The sequence below is a fragment of the Mucilaginibacter roseus genome (assembly GCF_021215455.1).
GTDB classification, from domain to species: Bacteria; Bacteroidota; Bacteroidia; order Sphingobacteriales; family Sphingobacteriaceae; genus Mucilaginibacter; species Mucilaginibacter roseus.
Map to the genome: position 1 here is coordinate 190,223 of NZ_JAJPWV010000001.1, position 16,836 is coordinate 207,058.

Genomic DNA, 16,836 nt, shown 5'->3' on the forward strand with positions numbered 1-16,836 from the left:
GACGCTCAAATTAGAAGATTATGGATTTACCTGCAGATCGTTACCTGCCAGATCTTCCCAGCGGTAAAACTGAAAAGTTCTGTCGTCGCTCATGGCAACAAATAATCCGTGTTTAAAATCGTTATTCAACGGTACAGATACCATGTCAGAGCCATCGCTGTTGCTGGTTGACACGCGGATGCTTTTTACAAAAGCGTTATCGCCTTCGCGCTTGTACGCTTTGAACTGGCCAGCCGATTGATCAGACACCAGGATATAACCCGTGCCTTTCCCGGTTTTGTAAATGCTAATTCCCTCGTGGTCTTCCAAAAAACCTTCTTTGGCAAATATGTTAAGCTCCTCGTCGCCTTTAGCTGGGTCGGCATAATATTTACGTACGCCGAACTGTTCGTCGGAGTAATAAATGTAGCCCATTTCGTTATCTACAGCAATGGATTCTATCTCCTTTTTACCGCTGTATTTACCAAACTTTCTCACCAGCGTAGCTTTTACCGTTCCGTTGCCTGCATCCTGCAGCAAATACTGCCATAGGTAATCGCCCTGTGTTGGTCCGGTTTTACGGCCTACTATGGCGTATATTTTTTTATCAGGTGCGGTGTACAGGGCTATTCCCATCAGGTCACGAAAACCGCTGACTTCATTTTCGCCCTCAAAAACCGGTATGCCGCCACCATCAACCGCTTTCATTTCCGGAACGGAAAATATGCGGAGTTTATGGGTAATGCGCTCGGTGGCGACGGCAATATCCGTCGGCTTTCCGTCAAGTATAAGGCCATAGGCTACGTCAACATTATTAGGCCTTTTTAACCCTTTAACTACTTTGTCCTTTATGATTTTACCTTTCAAATCAAAAACGTAAAGTGCGCCGTTGGCATCCTTATCCGTGCCTATAACCAATGATTTTGCCCGGTCTGCCGGGTTAACCCATATCGCCGGATCATCCGAGTCGAACGCCACCGGCTCACTAACATACAAGGGCTTTATTACAGTATCTTGCACACCAGTATTGCCGGTTTTACCATTAGGCTGCTGGCAGGCGCTCGCGACGAAGCATGCCGCTATAATGGATAATTTTAACGCTTTACTCATTACTTGTTCAGGTTTAAAGTGATCTCCTCGGTTTCATTGTCGTTGTACTCTCCCTTAAGCGTAAGTACCAGGTTTTTGCCATTTAAAGTAAATTCGCCTGAATATTTAAACTCAGCCTCCGTGCCGTCTTCCTGCTCAATATCATCCGCAAACTCAACAGCACCGGCAAGCGTTTTGGTGTCGAGTTCTTCAATGCCGCCTTCAATTTCAATCTCTTTGTTTACCTCTTCCATTTCGCCGCATTCTTCTACTTGTTCGGTTTCTTTAAGGGTTATCACAGCCTTGAATTCGTTATAGGCAAATTCAATCTTTATTTCTTCGACGTCTGCGGCCTTCAGGTTTTTTACATCCTCGTTTATCAGGCCAAACAGTTGTACGAAGCTGTTGAATTGAGTGGCATTGTTTACATCAATTTCGTATTCACCAAAAACAGATTCGTCATCAAGTACCTCGTATTCAAATTTATTAGCCGTGTTTAACGTAACATTGGTGCCGGCATTATCTATTCCGGTTAACTGTATTTCAATTTTGCGGTCATCGGTATTCAGTACGTCGTCATCAAAAAGGGCATCGTTGGTTTCAAACTCTATTTCAACCTCTTCAACACCAGCCGGAAACTCAAAACTTCCCTTGCCCGTGTTTACGTCAAAATTCAGCTTCAGGTCAATATCCTTATCTTCTGATGTAGTGCAATCATCTATCTCGTAAAACGCCTTGGCTTCTTTTATATAGTCAGATAGTTTATTGAACCCCTCAAAATGGGTTACCGCAAAATTTACCCTTACCGCTTTTTTTAAAGGTACTATTGCGCCTTCAAGGTTTTCTCCGCTCGGGTCAGCACGGTCAATCAGTCCCACTTTAAAACTAAACTTATCCTCGTCTTCCAGTCCACCATCGCCCTCGTCGGCTAAGTTTATAATCTGCGGAAATTTATCGCCAACGTTAGGTGTAACTACATTGTCGTTACGTTTGCTGCATGCGCTAACTGCTAAAAGCGCCAGCGCAGGCATCATAAAATGTCTTAATCTTTTCATTTCAATACATTGAAAAATGGTCTGTTATAAATTGAACTTTACGCCAAAACGCATCCAGTAAGAGTAAAATTCACGCTGTATATATTGCGTTGAATTTCCCTGGTAAGCCTGCAAGGGTTGGTTGGTTAGGTTTAGCGCCTCTACAAACAGGCGGAACTTGTTGTTGATAGCATACCCTGCGGTAGCATCAAGCTGCATACGGTTCTTTATAAAGATGTCTTCATCCTTAGTGCCGCCAAGTTCAGACAGGTAGCTGCCGTTAAAGTTGAGCGATAAACGGGCCGAAAACTTTTTGCCTTCATACGCTACAGACGCGTTACCCACATGGCTGGCTTGCCCTGGTAACCTGATCTCTTCAGTTGCGTTGGCATTGCCTTCGTTAGCCTGCCTGCTTTGTATACGTGCTTTAGAGTGGGTGTAGGTATAGTTCAGGTAAACGCTGAAATCATCCAGAAACGGTATAAATGATAGGCGGCGCTGCAAAGCGATTTCCGCTCCCAGTACGTCTGCGTCATTACCGTTTTGCGATTGTGTGATATCAATACGCGGAATAATTGGTGTACCGGTAGTAGGGTACGGTGAGTTAAAGATAGTACGGCGATAAATGAAGTTATCGAGCTTTTTATAAAATAAGCCTGCCGATGCTATACCTACTGAGCCGAAGTAATGCTCGGCCATTAAATCATAGTTAAGCGCTTTAACCGGTTTGAGGTTGGCGTTGCCAATAGTGGCAACCCGATCCTCACGGTTGATCTCCTGCGAGGGGATGATCTCTGAAAAGTTAGGGCGGGCATATGAGTAAGTTACTGCCGCACGCAGGTTACTGAATTTATCAAGTTCGTATTTCAAGTGCAGTTGAGGTAACACAAAATCATACACGCTGCTTCCGGTTACAGGGCGTATAGCTTCAAGATCGCCATTGGCGGCTATAATAACGTCTTTTGAGCTGTAGCTAACCTTAGTGCGCTCGTAACGTACACCGCCTAAAATCATCAATTTTTTAATTTGCTGGCGACCCATCAGGTAACCGGCGTAAACATCTTCTGATGCTTCGAATGATTCAAGCGCTTCGTCAGCCGCTTTATCCGCTATCTGGAGCTCAAATTGCGACGGGTTGGCGTTAAAGTAACGTATCAGGCTGCTCAAATCCAGTGGATTGCCTAACTCATAACGGCCACCCATAAATTTATCTTTAACCGGCGAACCTGCAAACTGGTCAAGGTTAGGTACACCGCCCAGGTTTTCAAACGTGTTTTGGGTGATGTTATAGCTTTTGTTTTTTGAGCGAACCTTACCACCAAACTTTATTAAACCATCGCTGCTGTTTATTTTGTAAGGCACGCTAACATTTACCTTTGCTGTAAGGTTTTTATCCTTGGCGATAGTGTTGCCCATACCCAGTTCATTAAAACCGTAAAGCGAGTTGTTTTTATAATCCTCGTCTGTTGATATGGAAGGGTAGCGGGTATCGGCATAGTTTAGTACACTTGGTATACCGGCTACAAAAGCGGCCTCATTGTCGTAAGGGGTGTTTTGCTCGGCATAGCTGTACTGTGCTTCGTAATCAAGCAAAAAGCTTTTGAATGTGTGTTTAGCACCTGCATTCATTGATAGTACAGATTGCGCTTCAAAACGATCCTTAGTTAATTTTTCAATCTCCTCATCAGATGGTTTAAAAACATAACGGCGGCGCCATTCGCGATCCGTAAAGCGTGAATAAAGCGTACGGAAATAAACCTCATGATGATTGTTAAAACGATAATCTAACGCTGAGCTTAAACCAAGGCGTGTGCGGGTAAGTTCGTAATCGCGAGTTTCCAGTTCGTTATCATTAATAGCGCGCTCAATACCGTCTGATCCGAGGTTGTTTTGGTAATAATTGCTGTTAAGTAACAAGCCAAATTGTTCTTTATCACCAAAGCGCTGGCCATATTGTAATTGGCCCTGCACATTACCTTTACGCATCAGGTTATTATAGCCGCCGCCAAGCGTACCGGATATGGTTGGCTTTTTGCTCTGGGCGCTACGGGTAATCAGGTTTATGGAGCCGCCTATAGCGTCGCCATCCATATCGGGTGTTAGCGCTTTGCTTACTTCGATGGACGCCAGCTGATCTGACGGTATCGCATCGAGCGCTACATACCTTACGTCGGCCTCAGGTGAAGGTATTTGCTCGCCGTTAACGCTGGTATTGGTAAACTGGGGAGCCAAGCCTCTTAATGACACATACCGGCCTTCACCCTGGTCACGTTCAATGGTTACGCCGGGCACACGCTGTAAAGCTTCGGCCGCGTTAGGATCCGGAAATTTGCCAATCTGATCTGCCGCGATAATGTTTTTTATGTTATCGGCATTCTTTTGTTGGTTAAGGGCTTTAGCCTGGCCTTCGGTGTAGCCGGTAATCACAACACCTTCTAATGCTGCCTGCCTGCTTTTCAGCGTAATATTGATCACCTTTAACTGCCCTGCGGTTAATGAAACATTTATGGTGGTGTCCCGGTAGCCGAGGTAGCGTACTGTTAAATTCAAATTACCGGGGTTTACGTAAAACTGGTAATCGCCATTCAGGTCAGCAGCCGTGCTTGAGGTAGTGCCGTTTACAAGCAATGTTGCACCTGCAAGCGGTTCATTTTGCTGACCGCTTATTTTACCTTTAATAATGCCGCGCTGGGCCATAGCAATGCCGCTGCCGCACATCAAAATAAAAAAGATAAGTAATTTTTTAAGTTCCATAAAAGTGACTTTGTTCTGTTTTGCACAAAGATTTATGGTAAACCGGCAGGCTGCCGCATAATGGGGTGTTACAAAACGTATACAGGGTTGTTACAGGTGTAAACAAAGCGTTAGCAGGCGTAAACAAAATTATTTAAATAGCTGATTTGTAGTTTTTTGTATGATGGTAATTTAGCCATTAATTTTCTGTTAAGGGCGTGTTACGCTAAGCTTAATTGCTATGCTGTTACGGTTTTAATAAAGGATTGCAGGGTCTCACCTTCATCCAGCCCCAGCTTTTTACGAAGCCGGTAACGTGCGATCCGCAGGCTATCTTGTGATATACCGAGCATAGTTGCCATGTCTGCCGAGCCAAGGTTCATTTTGAGCAGTGCGAGTAATCGCATGTCAGAGGATGTTAATCCTGCAGGGTGTTCTTTCAGCGTATCAAAAAACTTGTCATGCACCTGTTCAAACACAATACGAAAATCCTCCCAGTTCTTATCCTGGTTACTGTTAAGCTGTATCATATTTAAAAGCTTATGCAACTCGCGGCGCTGGTCGCGTTTATCGTCCTTAATCATGTTCTTGAGCTTCTCCTTAAGCTCATCAAGCAACTGGTTTTTGCGGATGATATGCAGCGTGTGGCTGGTAAGTTCCTTGCTTTTTATATCCAGGGCGTTTTTATAACTTAACTGACTTTGCTCATTAAGTTTTTGCTCATTACGCAGTTTAAGGCGTTGCCTGCTTATAAAGGTGGCAGCCAGTAATGCTATAAGGCAGGTAATCACCGTGGCGCCAATAGCAATAATGCGGTTAATTGTTTTTTCGCTTTTAAAGCGGTCAATAGCGCTGTTTTTTTGCTCTATCTCAAAAATGGTTTGTAACAGGGCCAGCTGTTTCTCGTTATCTTCCGTAAATATTTTTAGGAATATATCTCTACTGGCCTCACTATAATAAAATGCGCTGTCGTTACGGTTGAGCAGGTGATAGGCTTTTGACAGATCGCGGTAAGCGCTGCCTAACTGATATTGATCTTTTAATTTGCCGGCCAATGCTACCGCACGGTGTGTGTATACCAGCGATTGTTGGTATTTCCCCGATTTACGCAACACATCGCCCAGGTTATTTATCACCTCTATCTGGTCGGTTTCGTTATTGTTTTTAGCGTTGATCTGCTCGGCCAGCTTAAAATATTTAAGTGCCGAATCAAGTTGCAGCTTATCCTCATGTATACTGCCCAGGTTTTCATATATGTTGGCGATCTCTTTGGTGTTTTGTACCAAGATATACTCTTTCAACGCCAATTTTTGGTAATAGATGGCTTGCGGATAATTCCCTCTTTTTTCGTAGGTATGGCCTATAAAACCATAGTTGCCGGCAATGCCGTTACGGTTGTTATTAGAGCGATATATATTCAATGCTTCACGAAAGGCTTTCTCAGCAGCCGGGTATTGCCTAACCTGCAAATAGGTTTGGCCAATTTTATTAATATTAGCGGCCAGCTTTAGCGGTGTATTAAGATGACGGAGTAATTTATCCGCTTTAAAGAAATTATCAAGCGCTTGCGAGTAAGCGGTTTGCATGTATAACAGATCGCCCAACTCCTGATAGCATTGTGCCGCAATCTCATTATCTCCGCCCGCGATCGCTTTGTTTAAACGGTGCTTGGCGTTTATAAATACTTTTTGCGAATTGTTGGTATCGCCGGAGCTCCGGGCATTGGAGTAAGTTGTTTTTTGAGGATTGGACGGCTGACTGGCCTGAGTCGCTGCTATAAATAACAGCCCGGATAACAACCATATTAAAAAAGTAATTAAACAATAACGCATTCCTTCCGGTATAAAGCGTTAAATATATTGAGCTATTATTAACTCAATGTTAATTGCAGGGTGCCGTTTGTTATCTGAGCGCGCGGTAAATCAATACAATTGAGTGGGTGTTTTTAGTAGGATACTTGTTACAATCTTGATGGCCTTATCCTTAAAAAAATAAACATATTTGCATGATGCAATATGGTGAAGCCGCTATTTAAAAGATGTTTGTAAAGGTAAATAAATTAAAATATTGTCTCCTCTGTGCGCTATTAATAGTGGGCTGCCTTACCATTATTCAATGTGCAAGCCAAAAACCTTTAAATTCTGGTGCAGCGTCTGCCGTTAATCATGACACGGTAAAAGCGGTTGTTAATGCCGTAGACTATAGTAAATCGGACCTGTTAACTCCTCAGCAGTCAATGGCACGTATGCAGTTGGAGCCTGGTTACGAAGTTAATCTGGTCGCGGCTGAGCCTTTGGTTGTTGCGCCTGTAGCCATTAACTTTGATAACGGCGGCAGGCTTTGGGCAGTCGAAATGACCGGCTACATGCCCGATACTGCCGGAAGAGGCGAAGACGCGCCTACAGGTAAAATTGTTATTTTGGATGACGATAATCGCGATGGAGTTTACGATAGGCGTACAGTTTTTATCGATTCGTTGAGGTTGCCGCGCGCACTTTGCTTCATAAACGGCGGCGTATTGGTTGCCGAGCCACCGAGGCTATGGTTTTACCCGATTGAGAATGATAAGCCAGGAAAAAGAACGCTGGTTGACCCTAAATATACCGAGGATGGAAACGTAGAGCATCAGCCTAACGGTTTGCTGCGGGCGATAGACAATTGGATTTATAATGCCAAGTCATCAAAGCGCTACAGGTTTAAGGATGGCAAATGGTTGATTGAACGCACGCATTTTCGCGGACAATGGGGCATAAGCCAGGATAATTATGGTCGTCTGTACTATAACGATAATTCCTCAAATGTAATAGGCGACTTTTTTTTGCCGGGCTTTGGTTATGGCAACTTAGATCAGCAAAATGTGGCTGGTTACTCCGAACGGATGGTAGCTGATAATCGCGTTTACCCGGCAAGGCCAACGCCAGGTGTTAACCGGGGATATACTAAAGGTACGCTGGACGAGAAATTGCGTTTGCGCAACTTTACGGCTGCCTGTGCACCATTGGTTTACAGGGGGGGCTTGTTGAAAGATAGCTTGCAAAGTGTTTTTGTAGCCGAGCCTTCGGCCAACTTGATAAAACGGAACCAGATCCAACCATCAGGTAACGTTACCAGGGGCAGGCAAGCTTATACCGGGCATGAGTTTTTGGCCAGCACCGACGAGCGCTTTCGCCCCGTAAACCTGAACGACGGGCCGGACGGTGCGCTTTACGTAACCGACATGTATCGCGGTATCATTCAGCATAAAACCTATCTGACCGAGTACTTGAAAAATGAAATAGTAAAACGCCAACTTTCGCAACCATTAAACTGTGGCCGTATTTATAAAGTAATACCTAAGAATTTTAACACCAAGGTTATATCTATACCTACCGAGCCGGATAAATTGGTTGAATTGTTGGGCAATGCCAATGGTTGGGTGCGAGACCGTGCGCAGCAAACCATAGTAGATCAAAAAATGCTCGCAGCCGTTCCCTACCTGCAACAGGCTTTGGCAGGGAGCGATCACTTGAAAACTATCCATGCGTTATGGACGCTTGAAGGACTTAACGCGCTAAATTCAGAACAGCTTATTCCTTTTTTAAGCAGTACCAACGCGTGGCTGCGTGTTGAAGCACTTGGCATTGTGCCTTCGGTTGTCAATAAAGCATCTTATAAAACTTATTCCAGCGTGTTGCAACGCATTGTGCAAAACCCAGATGAGGTAACCGCACCTTACATCGCTTACCTATATCCGGTATTATCCCGGTACGATAAGCCGGGAGCTAATAAATTATTGAAACAACTGGCAACTTTGTATCCTCAAAATAAATACGTAGCCGACGCTGTAATCAGTAACCTTTCTGGTCGCGAAGCGCAGTTTACTTCAGTACTAAACGATACTGCTGCGGTATTTGTAAAACGCTTAAACAAGGTAATAAATAACCGTAAGAGCCGCTTGCTTAACAACGATCCGGTGAAGCTAAAAAAGGAGTTTCCGCGCGGCGCTGCCATATTCAGTACTACCTGCCAAACCTGCCACGGTGGCGATGGTAATGGTATTAAAGGACTCGCCCCGCCATTTAATAAATCGCAGTGGGTAACAGGCGATAAACGCAAACTGATCGGCATTGTGCTGAACGGGCTTACAGGGCCGGTTGAGGTGAACGATCATCTGTACAAGGCGCCCGAAATAAACGGCGATATGCCAGGTATCGGTGGCTCTAAAGAAATAAGCGACGAAGATATCGCGCAACTGCTCAGCTTCCTGCGCCGGTCATGGCAAAATAAAGCCTCTGCTGTAACCGTAAAAGAAGTTAGCACTGTGCGCAGCCAGTTAAAGGAGCGCAGTTCAGCGTTTACAATTGAAGAACTTGAGAAGGTTTTTCCTTAATCAACGCTGGTCAATCGTTGGAATATATCTGGCATGGAATACCCGATTACCTATTGCCCGGCAGCTCTTTAATTTCAATATTCCTGAAATCAACCGGCTGGCCTTCACTTTGCAAGGCGATAAAGCCGCTGCTTAATGGTGTGCCATCCTTTTTGTATTTTGGGTCGTAGCCATTGGCAACGCCGCCACCAACTGTTGGTTTTGAGTATTGTAATACCGTATCACCGTTGATAACATGCTTTATAAGGTCGTTCCCCATCACAATAAGTTCTCCCTTAACCCATTGGTCGCCATCATAGGTTTTTGATGACGAACTAATGCAATGATCGCGTGATACTTCGCCCTTGTAAACCACATCGGTGCCGGGTGAGCACATGTTGCCAGTCGGCCGCGCTTTGCCGTCGCCCAGCCCGCCTAACAATTGCATTTCTACGGATATCGGCCAATCCTGGTCTTTAAGCATAGTGCGCGGATCCTGCGAGTGAAACATTACACCGCTGTTTAGCAATGTATAATCAGGTGCGCCCTTTTGTAATTTACCTACAAAACGGTATTCAAATTTTAAATGATAGTGCGAGTAAGGCGTTTTGTAGTACAGGTGGCCAAACTGATCATTAAAGTCACCATATTGGTCGTATCTGATCTGGATAACGCCATCCTGCACACGAAAGGTATTACCAAAATTTACCCCTGTTTCATGGTGATTTATCTTTACAAACCAGTCGTTAATATCCTTACCGTTAAAAAGTTTTTTCCAGCCTTTAGTAGTGCCGTTCAGTTTACTGCCGCCAGAGCAGCCCATTATACATATACAGAAAATACTTAAAGCGTAGGACAATTTTTTAACGGTCATAATCGGTTTGTTTTGATGGACTGGTAAATATAAGTGTTTAAAATACATTAAAGCATTTTGATTAATTTACTAAACGAGTTTTTGTTTAATTATTGATAGTGAATGTGTTGTTGTACGATAAAAAACCTTGCGAATTTTATATTCTTATTAGGAGTACTAAATGAGCTTGTTTTAACACTGTAGTTAAAACTTTCATTAGGATGAAACATTAATGTGTGTATATTCGGTCGGGCTTATTGATCTTTCCTATTATTTCAGATCATTCGCTATTTATTATACATCGCAACAAATCTTTTTTTATAGCACTTCCCTCTCTAATTAACATGCAGGAAACATTGATTGAAAGCACCGAGCAGTTCCTCTCGGGCGGCGGCGAAATGGGTAAGCTTATCCGTACTATGGACTGGTCAAAAACAGCCTTGGGACCGGTTGAAAGCTGGCCGCAAAGTTTAAGAACGTCTGTCAGTTTATGCCTGTCATCAACATTTCCGATACTGATTGCCTGGGGGCCTGAAACCATCCAGATTTATAATGACAGTTATCGCCCGATATGTGGTGCCAAGCATCCTGAATCAATGGGCCAGAATTTCCGTATCTGTTGGGAAACCGCCCTGCCCGTAGTTGGCGATGCGTTTAGTAGGGGAGAACAGGGTGAAGGTACCTATATTAACGATCAGCGGATGTTCCTGGATCGCTACGGTTACCTGGAAGAGTCATTCATGACCTTTTCATTCGCACCTATTCGCGATGAGTCCGGCGGTGTAGGTGGCATATTTCACCCGATTACCGAAACTACCGTTAAAATGCTCAGCGGCCGCAGAACACAGGTACTTCGTGACTTGGGTGCGGCATTGGGTAACGCAAAAAGCATTGATAATATTGGCGAAATAGCCACAGAGAAATACGCTGAATATGTGCTGGATATTCCGTTCAAAATGATCTATCGTTTAAACCAGCAGAACAATACCGCAGAACTTATCAGCTGTGCAGGCCTTACTGCGGGAAGCAACCTGGCGCCGCTGACGATTAATCTGCTAAACAAACAACCTGATAACTGGAATTTAGAGGTGGTACGTACATCAGGCAAAATGCAGGAGGAAACCAACCTCATACAGCGTTTTGGTGAGTACTCCTGCGAACCATACCCTGAAGCGCCTCATACAGCCATGATACTTCCGCTCAAAATATCAGGCCAGGATGACGTGTTCGGATTTATCATTGCCGGCGTGAGCGTTTGCAGGGCGTTAGATAATGATTATTATAACTTTTACGATCAGTTATTAAACACCTACAATACGGCAGTATCAAACGTTTACGCTTACGAGCAGGAGCAAAAGCGTGCCGAGGCTTTGGCAGAAATTGACCGTTCAAAAACAGCTTTTTTTAGCAATGTAAGCCATGAGTTTCGTACGCCGCTTACGCTGATGCTTGGGCCGCTTGAGGATTTATTGGGCACATCAACATTACCGCCAGATGTCAAAGAGCATATCGAATCAACACATCGTAACGCCCTGAGATTGTTGAAACTGGTAAACAACCTATTGGATTACAGTAGGGTAGAAGCAGGCCGGACGCAGGCAGCCTACCAGCAGATTGACCTGGCGGAGCTTACCGCCGACTTGGCCAGCAGCTTCAGGTCGATTATTGAAAAGGCAGGCATGCAACTGCTTGTAAACACACCAGAATTGCAAGGTACTATCTATGTAGACCGGCAGATGTGGGAAAAAATTGTTCTCAACCTGCTCTCAAACGCCTTTAAATATACACTTGAAGGTACCATCAGTGTAAACCTTGAAAAGGATGGCAATGTTGCTGTTTTAAAAGTGGCCGATACGGGTGTGGGCATCCCTGAAAAGGAACTGCCCCACATGTTTGAGCGTTTTCACCGGGTTGAAAATTCATCGGGCCGTACCCACGAGGGCAGCGGCATAGGCTTATCATTAGTGAACGAGCTGGTGCATTTGCACGGCGGCGAAATAAGTGTATCAAGTGTTGAAGGTAAGGGTAGTACGTTTACGGTAGAAATACCTTTTGGTAAGGCGCACCTGCCTGCCGAGCATGTGTTAGAAACCGCTAAAGAAACTGATTCAACCGCCTTGAAAGGGGCATTTATACAGGAAGCTATCAGCCTGTTACAGGAAGACGCGCAATTGCAGTACGAAGGAGCTGAAGTAAAAATGACGGGAGATGTTACCGTTCACCAGGATATCTCGGTAGATAAAGAAACCCGGATATTGATTGTGGATGATAACGCCGATATGCGCGCTTATTTAAAGCGTTTGCTCGATCCGTATTTTACCGCGTACGTAGCTAATAACGGTGCCGATGGTTTACAAAAGATACATGAATATCAGCCCGATTTGGTACTAAGCGATATTATGATGCCGGTTATGGATGGTAAAGCTATGCTGGAGTATTTGCGCCGTGCGCCGGAGACAGCTCGCTTGCCGGTAATATTCCTTTCGGCACGCGCGGGTGAAGAAGCCCGCATTGATGGCCTGGAAGCCGGGGCTGACGATTACCTGGTTAAGCCCTTTTCGGCTGCCGAGTTGCTTACCAAGATCAGGGCGCAAATTAAGATTTCCAAAACGCGTACCCATGCAGAGCAGCAACTGCGCGAGCTGCTTACCGAAGCACCTGTGGCCATGGCCATATACCGTACCAAATGGCATGTAATTGAGTTTGCAAATAATCGTATGCTGCAATATTGGGGCCTGAATGCCAAGCAAGCATTCGGCAAACCAATGATTGAAGTGCTGCCCGATTTAAAGGGACAGGGCTTTGGCGAAATAATGGACCAGGTATTTAATACCGGAGAGCGTTTCGTATCAGGCGAGATACCGGTTGAGCTTACCAAGAATGGCGTAAAGGAGAAAAGCTATATCAACCTTACTATAGAGGCCCTGCGAAACGAGGATCAACACGTAACCGGCATGATAGCCGTTGCCGCCGATGTTACCGAACAGGTAACAGCAAGGGAGGAACTTGAAAAAGTTACGGACACTTTGAAAATGGCGCTTGATGCCGCTAACCTGGGTACCTGGCGCACGGATTGGGGCAGCGATAAACTATTTGTCTCCGATATTGCACGTCGAATACATGGGATACCTTTAGGAACCGACCTATCATTCAATGAAACCTTGCAGATAATTGTTGATGAACATCGCGAACGTGTGTTACAGGCTATTGTTGCGGCGGTTGAAAGTAAAGGGCGTTTTAGCGAAGACTACCAGGTGCAGCCCGTTAATGGCAGCCCTAAAAAGTGGTTAAATACTACCGGCAAGGTTGAGCTTGACGAAAATGGAGAGGTAATTGGTGTTATCGGTACTATATTAGACATTACTGAAAGCAAAGAAGACAGCCAGCGAAAGGACGATTTTATCGGCATGGTGAGCCATGAATTAAAAACACCGCTTACCAGTTTAAATGGTTACTCGCAATTGTTACAGATTCATGCCCGTAAAAACCAGGATGGCTTTGCGAAAGATAAGCTGGATAAGGTGACCGCACAGATCAGGAAAATGACAACGCTGATAAACGGTTTCCTGAACGTTTCGCGTTTAGAGGCCGGTAAAATACAATTGAACAAAGAACCATTCGAGCTTAATAAGCTGATAGCCGAGACAATTGAAGATGCAAGCGCAGGTACGCTTACGCATAGCTTAATATTTGAACCAACGCAGGATATAACCGTTGCGGCGGATAGGGATAAGATCAACTCAGTTGTTTATAACCTGATAAGCAATGCTGTCAAGTATTCGCCCAACGCCAACGAGGTGAAAGTTAAGAGCTATGTAAACAATGATTCGGCAGTAGTGAGTATAACGGACAAAGGTATGGGAGTTAAGCACGAAGACCAGGAAAAGCTCTTCGATCGCTACTACCGTGTAGAAGGTAATCACATGAAAAACATAGCAGGTTTTGGCATCGGCCTTTACTTAAGTGCCGAAATAGTTAAAAGGCACTGCGGAGAAATTTGGGTGCAAAGCGAGCCGGACATGGGGTCTACTTTTAGCTTTAGTTTGCCTTTGGCCGGCAACCAGCTTTAATTTAGCGGCGGCTTTCAACTGTGTAAACAAAACTTTCGGCTTTGTAATAACCAAGGTTGTATTCGATAGGGCGTTCGCCCTGGTCAAACACAAACCGCTTGCGAAATAGTACCGGGGCAGCTACATCTATATTCAATTTTTCTGCTATAAGTTTATCTGCTGTCATGGCGCTGATCTCTTCTTTTGATAATGATGCAATGGTGAAGTAATCCTGCTCTAATAGTTCGTATAACGGGCGTTTAAAATCTTCGTCGCCGGTTAAGCCTATGCGCGGGTGAAAGTAGGATATAAAGTAAACAAAAGGCCCGTCGGCCTGACCACGTACTCTTTCCATCTTCAAAATTTTTCTGTCGGGCTTTATCTCAAAAAAATTGGCGAGCTGTTCGTCCGGGTAAACCCAGGTAACGTGCAACTCGAAATTCTTTATGGCAATACCTCGCAATTGCATCTCCTGAGAAAAGCTTAACCAGTTATTTGATTTGGAGCTGATGGTTGAGTTGTTAACCTTGGTGCCTGAGCGTTTTTTACGGATCAATAAACCTTCAAATACAAGCTTGTTAATGGCTTGCCTGAGTGTACTGCGTGAAATAGCCAGCATTTTAGCGAGCTCAACTTCATTAGGCAATACCTTGCCGTTTTGGTATTCTTCTTCCGATATAAGTTTTCTGAGCAGCTCTTCGGCTTGCACATGCAACGGTATTGGGCTTTTATGATTGATGCTATACTTCATGCGTTACTGGTGGCAAGTATACCAAAAATGCTTATTTGTCCATACATAATAAATTACATCATGATTCTCAAAACTATTTGTATTTGTAAATTATGTTTATATGTTTGTACATAATAAACAAACCAATTAAATTAATTATCCTGTTTAAAAATCGCACTGCGAATTTGAAATAGGAATCTATATGCAATGCAAAATATATCCAACAAATTAAACGTACTTCCTGATTGCCAACTTCGCAAAACGCAACAATATTTAATGCCGCCACAATTGGATGCTGATGCTATAGCGCAAGGAGTTTACAATATTTACCCATCAGCACATTTGGGCAGTGGTAAAATATTTAATGGTTTTGAATCTTTAGCGACTTATATAGTTGACAATAAAACGGTTTTAATTGACGGGTACGGCGGTGTGTTCTGGGCGCAGATCAAGGAGGGCTTACAACAACATTTTGATAGATTAAATATTTCAGTGAACTGGATTGAAATGGCCGGTTACCTGAAAAATGAAGCAGAGATAGAGGAGATGGTAAGTCCGTTTCTTGGTGAAGCTTCATCGGTTTGGGGTACTAAAACCAAGTTGGTTTTGAGCGATCTGTTTAACGATTTATCTGCCATCCGTAAGGATAATACTTGCAGTCTTAACGTTGTAATAGGCACAGGGGCAGCTTTATGCGATTGGGATGAACCTGTTATATACTTTGATATCCCCAAGAACGAGATCCAGTTCCGCATGCGGGCCGGAAGTGTTACCAATCTTGGCAGCTCAAAAACTGCTGAGCCTGCTCAAATGTACAAGCGCTTTTATTTTGTTGACTGGGTAATGCTTAATCAGCATAAAAAACAAATACTTAACCGTATTGCTGTTATAGCCGATGCGCAATGGCCCGATACTATTAACTGGATGTATCAGACAGACCTGTCGGAAGTTCTACAAAAATTAAGTCAATCGGTATTCAGGGTACGCCCGTGGTTTGAGCCTGGTGCTTGGGGCGGGCAATGGATGAAGCAGCACATTCCAAACCTTAATACGGATGTAGTTAATTTGGCTTGGTCGTTTGAGCTTATTGTGCCGGAGAACGGGCTGGTTTTTGAAAGCGACGGCAATTTGCTTGAAGTATCTTTTGATACATTGATGTTCAGTAATAACCAGAATGTTTTAGGTAAACACGCCGATAAGTTTGGTGATGAGTTTCCTATTCGTTTCGATTTTCTGGACACTTACCAGGGCGGCAATTTATCTATACAATGCCACCCGCGGTTGAAATATATACGGGAGAATTTTGGCGAAACTATAACGCAGGATGAAACTTATTACATTTTAGATTGCGACGATAAGGCGAGCGTATATCTTGGTTTTCAAGATGATATTGATCCTGATAAGTTCAAAACTACATTATACGATAGCCAAGCTACCGGTAAAGCCATTGATATTGAAAAATATGTTCAGGTTCATCACGCCCAAAAGCACGATCTGTATTTAATACCCAACGGCACCGTACATAGTGCAGGCGCGGGTAACCTGGTGCTGGAGATAAGCGCCACCCCATATATTTTTACGTTCAAGATGTATGATTGGGTGCGCCTTGACTTAGACGGCAAACCCCGTCCTATAAACATCGATCATGCCTTTAACAACCTCGACTTCGATCGCAAAGGTGAGCGCGTTCAGCAAGAATTGATATCCAAACCTAAAATTATTGGAGGAGATCAGCATTATCAATTAATCCATTTACCCACCCATACCGACCATTTTTATGATGTGCACCGGATAGAGTTTGATGATACTATAAAAGTAGAAACTGATGAAAGCTGCCATGTGCTCATGTTGGTTGAAGGACAATCTGTAAGTATAGAAACTGCCGATGGCTCAACACAAACGTTCGCTTATGCGGAGACTTTTGTTGTGCCCGCGGCGGCTAAATCATACCGGTTGAAAAATAGGGGTAACGGCCGCGCAAAAGTGATCAAAGCATTTTTAAAATAAACTTGAGCCTTAAT

9 protein-coding genes are annotated in these 16,836 nt (G+C 44.1%); 3 read left to right on the forward strand and 6 right to left on the reverse strand.

The window, feature by feature from the left end; genetic code table 11:
* Positions 1–18: 18 nt before the first annotated feature.
* The 4 genes from LT679_RS00885 to LT679_RS00900 all read right to left on the reverse strand — a co-directional run bounded on the left by LT679_RS00885 (position 19) and on the right by LT679_RS00900 (position 6,667).
* The gene (locus LT679_RS00885) at positions 19–1,089 is read right to left on the reverse strand and encodes a phytase (protein WP_232175013.1); all 1,071 of its coding nucleotides are present in this window, start codon (positions 1,087–1,089) and stop codon (positions 19–21) included.
* On the reverse strand, positions 1,089–2,123 hold the full coding sequence (locus LT679_RS00890; RefSeq protein WP_232175014.1) for a hypothetical protein: 1,035 nt from the start codon (positions 2,121–2,123) through the stop codon (positions 1,089–1,091). The genes LT679_RS00885 and LT679_RS00890 overlap by 1 nt, the downstream gene beginning before the upstream one ends.
* 24 nt (positions 2,124–2,147) lie before the next feature.
* Positions 2,148–4,856, reverse strand: coding sequence for a TonB-dependent receptor (locus LT679_RS00895; protein WP_232175015.1), 2,709 nt, complete (start codon positions 4,854–4,856; stop codon positions 2,148–2,150).
* Positions 4,857–5,074: 218 nt separating this feature from the next.
* Positions 5,075–6,667: a tetratricopeptide repeat protein gene (locus LT679_RS00900; protein ID WP_232175016.1), complete on the reverse strand. Its 1,593-nt coding sequence runs from the start codon at positions 6,665–6,667 to the stop codon at positions 5,075–5,077.
* 404 nt (positions 6,668–7,071) lie between these two features.
* Between LT679_RS00900 and LT679_RS00905 the strand changes: the two genes are divergently transcribed.
* Positions 7,072–9,204: a DUF7133 domain-containing protein gene (locus LT679_RS00905; RefSeq protein ID WP_232175017.1), complete on the forward strand. Its 2,133-nt coding sequence runs from the start codon at positions 7,072–7,074 to the stop codon at positions 9,202–9,204.
* A gap of 46 nt (positions 9,205–9,250) precedes the next feature.
* Here the strand turns inward: LT679_RS00905 and LT679_RS00910 are convergent, their stop codons facing one another.
* Positions 9,251–10,057, reverse strand: coding sequence for a 3-keto-disaccharide hydrolase (locus tag LT679_RS00910; RefSeq protein ID WP_232175018.1), 807 nt, complete (start codon positions 10,055–10,057; stop codon positions 9,251–9,253).
* A 323-nt stretch (positions 10,058–10,380) separates the two neighbouring features.
* Here LT679_RS00910 and LT679_RS00915 point away from each other — a divergent pair, with 323 nt between their 5' ends.
* Entirely contained in the window at positions 10,381–14,106 is a 3,726-nt protein-coding gene (locus LT679_RS00915) for an ATP-binding protein (protein WP_232175019.1), read from the forward strand.
* A 1-nt stretch (position 14,107) separates the two neighbouring features.
* On the opposite strand, the gene LT679_RS00920 is transcribed toward LT679_RS00915, so the two are convergent.
* Entirely contained in the window at positions 14,108–14,836 is a 729-nt protein-coding gene (locus LT679_RS00920) for a GntR family transcriptional regulator (protein WP_232175020.1), read from the reverse strand.
* Between the two features lie 186 nt (positions 14,837–15,022).
* Between LT679_RS00920 and LT679_RS00925 the strand changes: the two genes are divergently transcribed.
* Positions 15,023–16,822 carry a class I mannose-6-phosphate isomerase gene (locus LT679_RS00925; protein WP_232175021.1) on the forward strand — a complete coding sequence of 600 codons (1,800 nt, stop codon included), beginning with the start codon at positions 15,023–15,025 and terminating at the stop codon, positions 16,820–16,822.
* Positions 16,823–16,836: the final 14 nt, after the last annotated feature.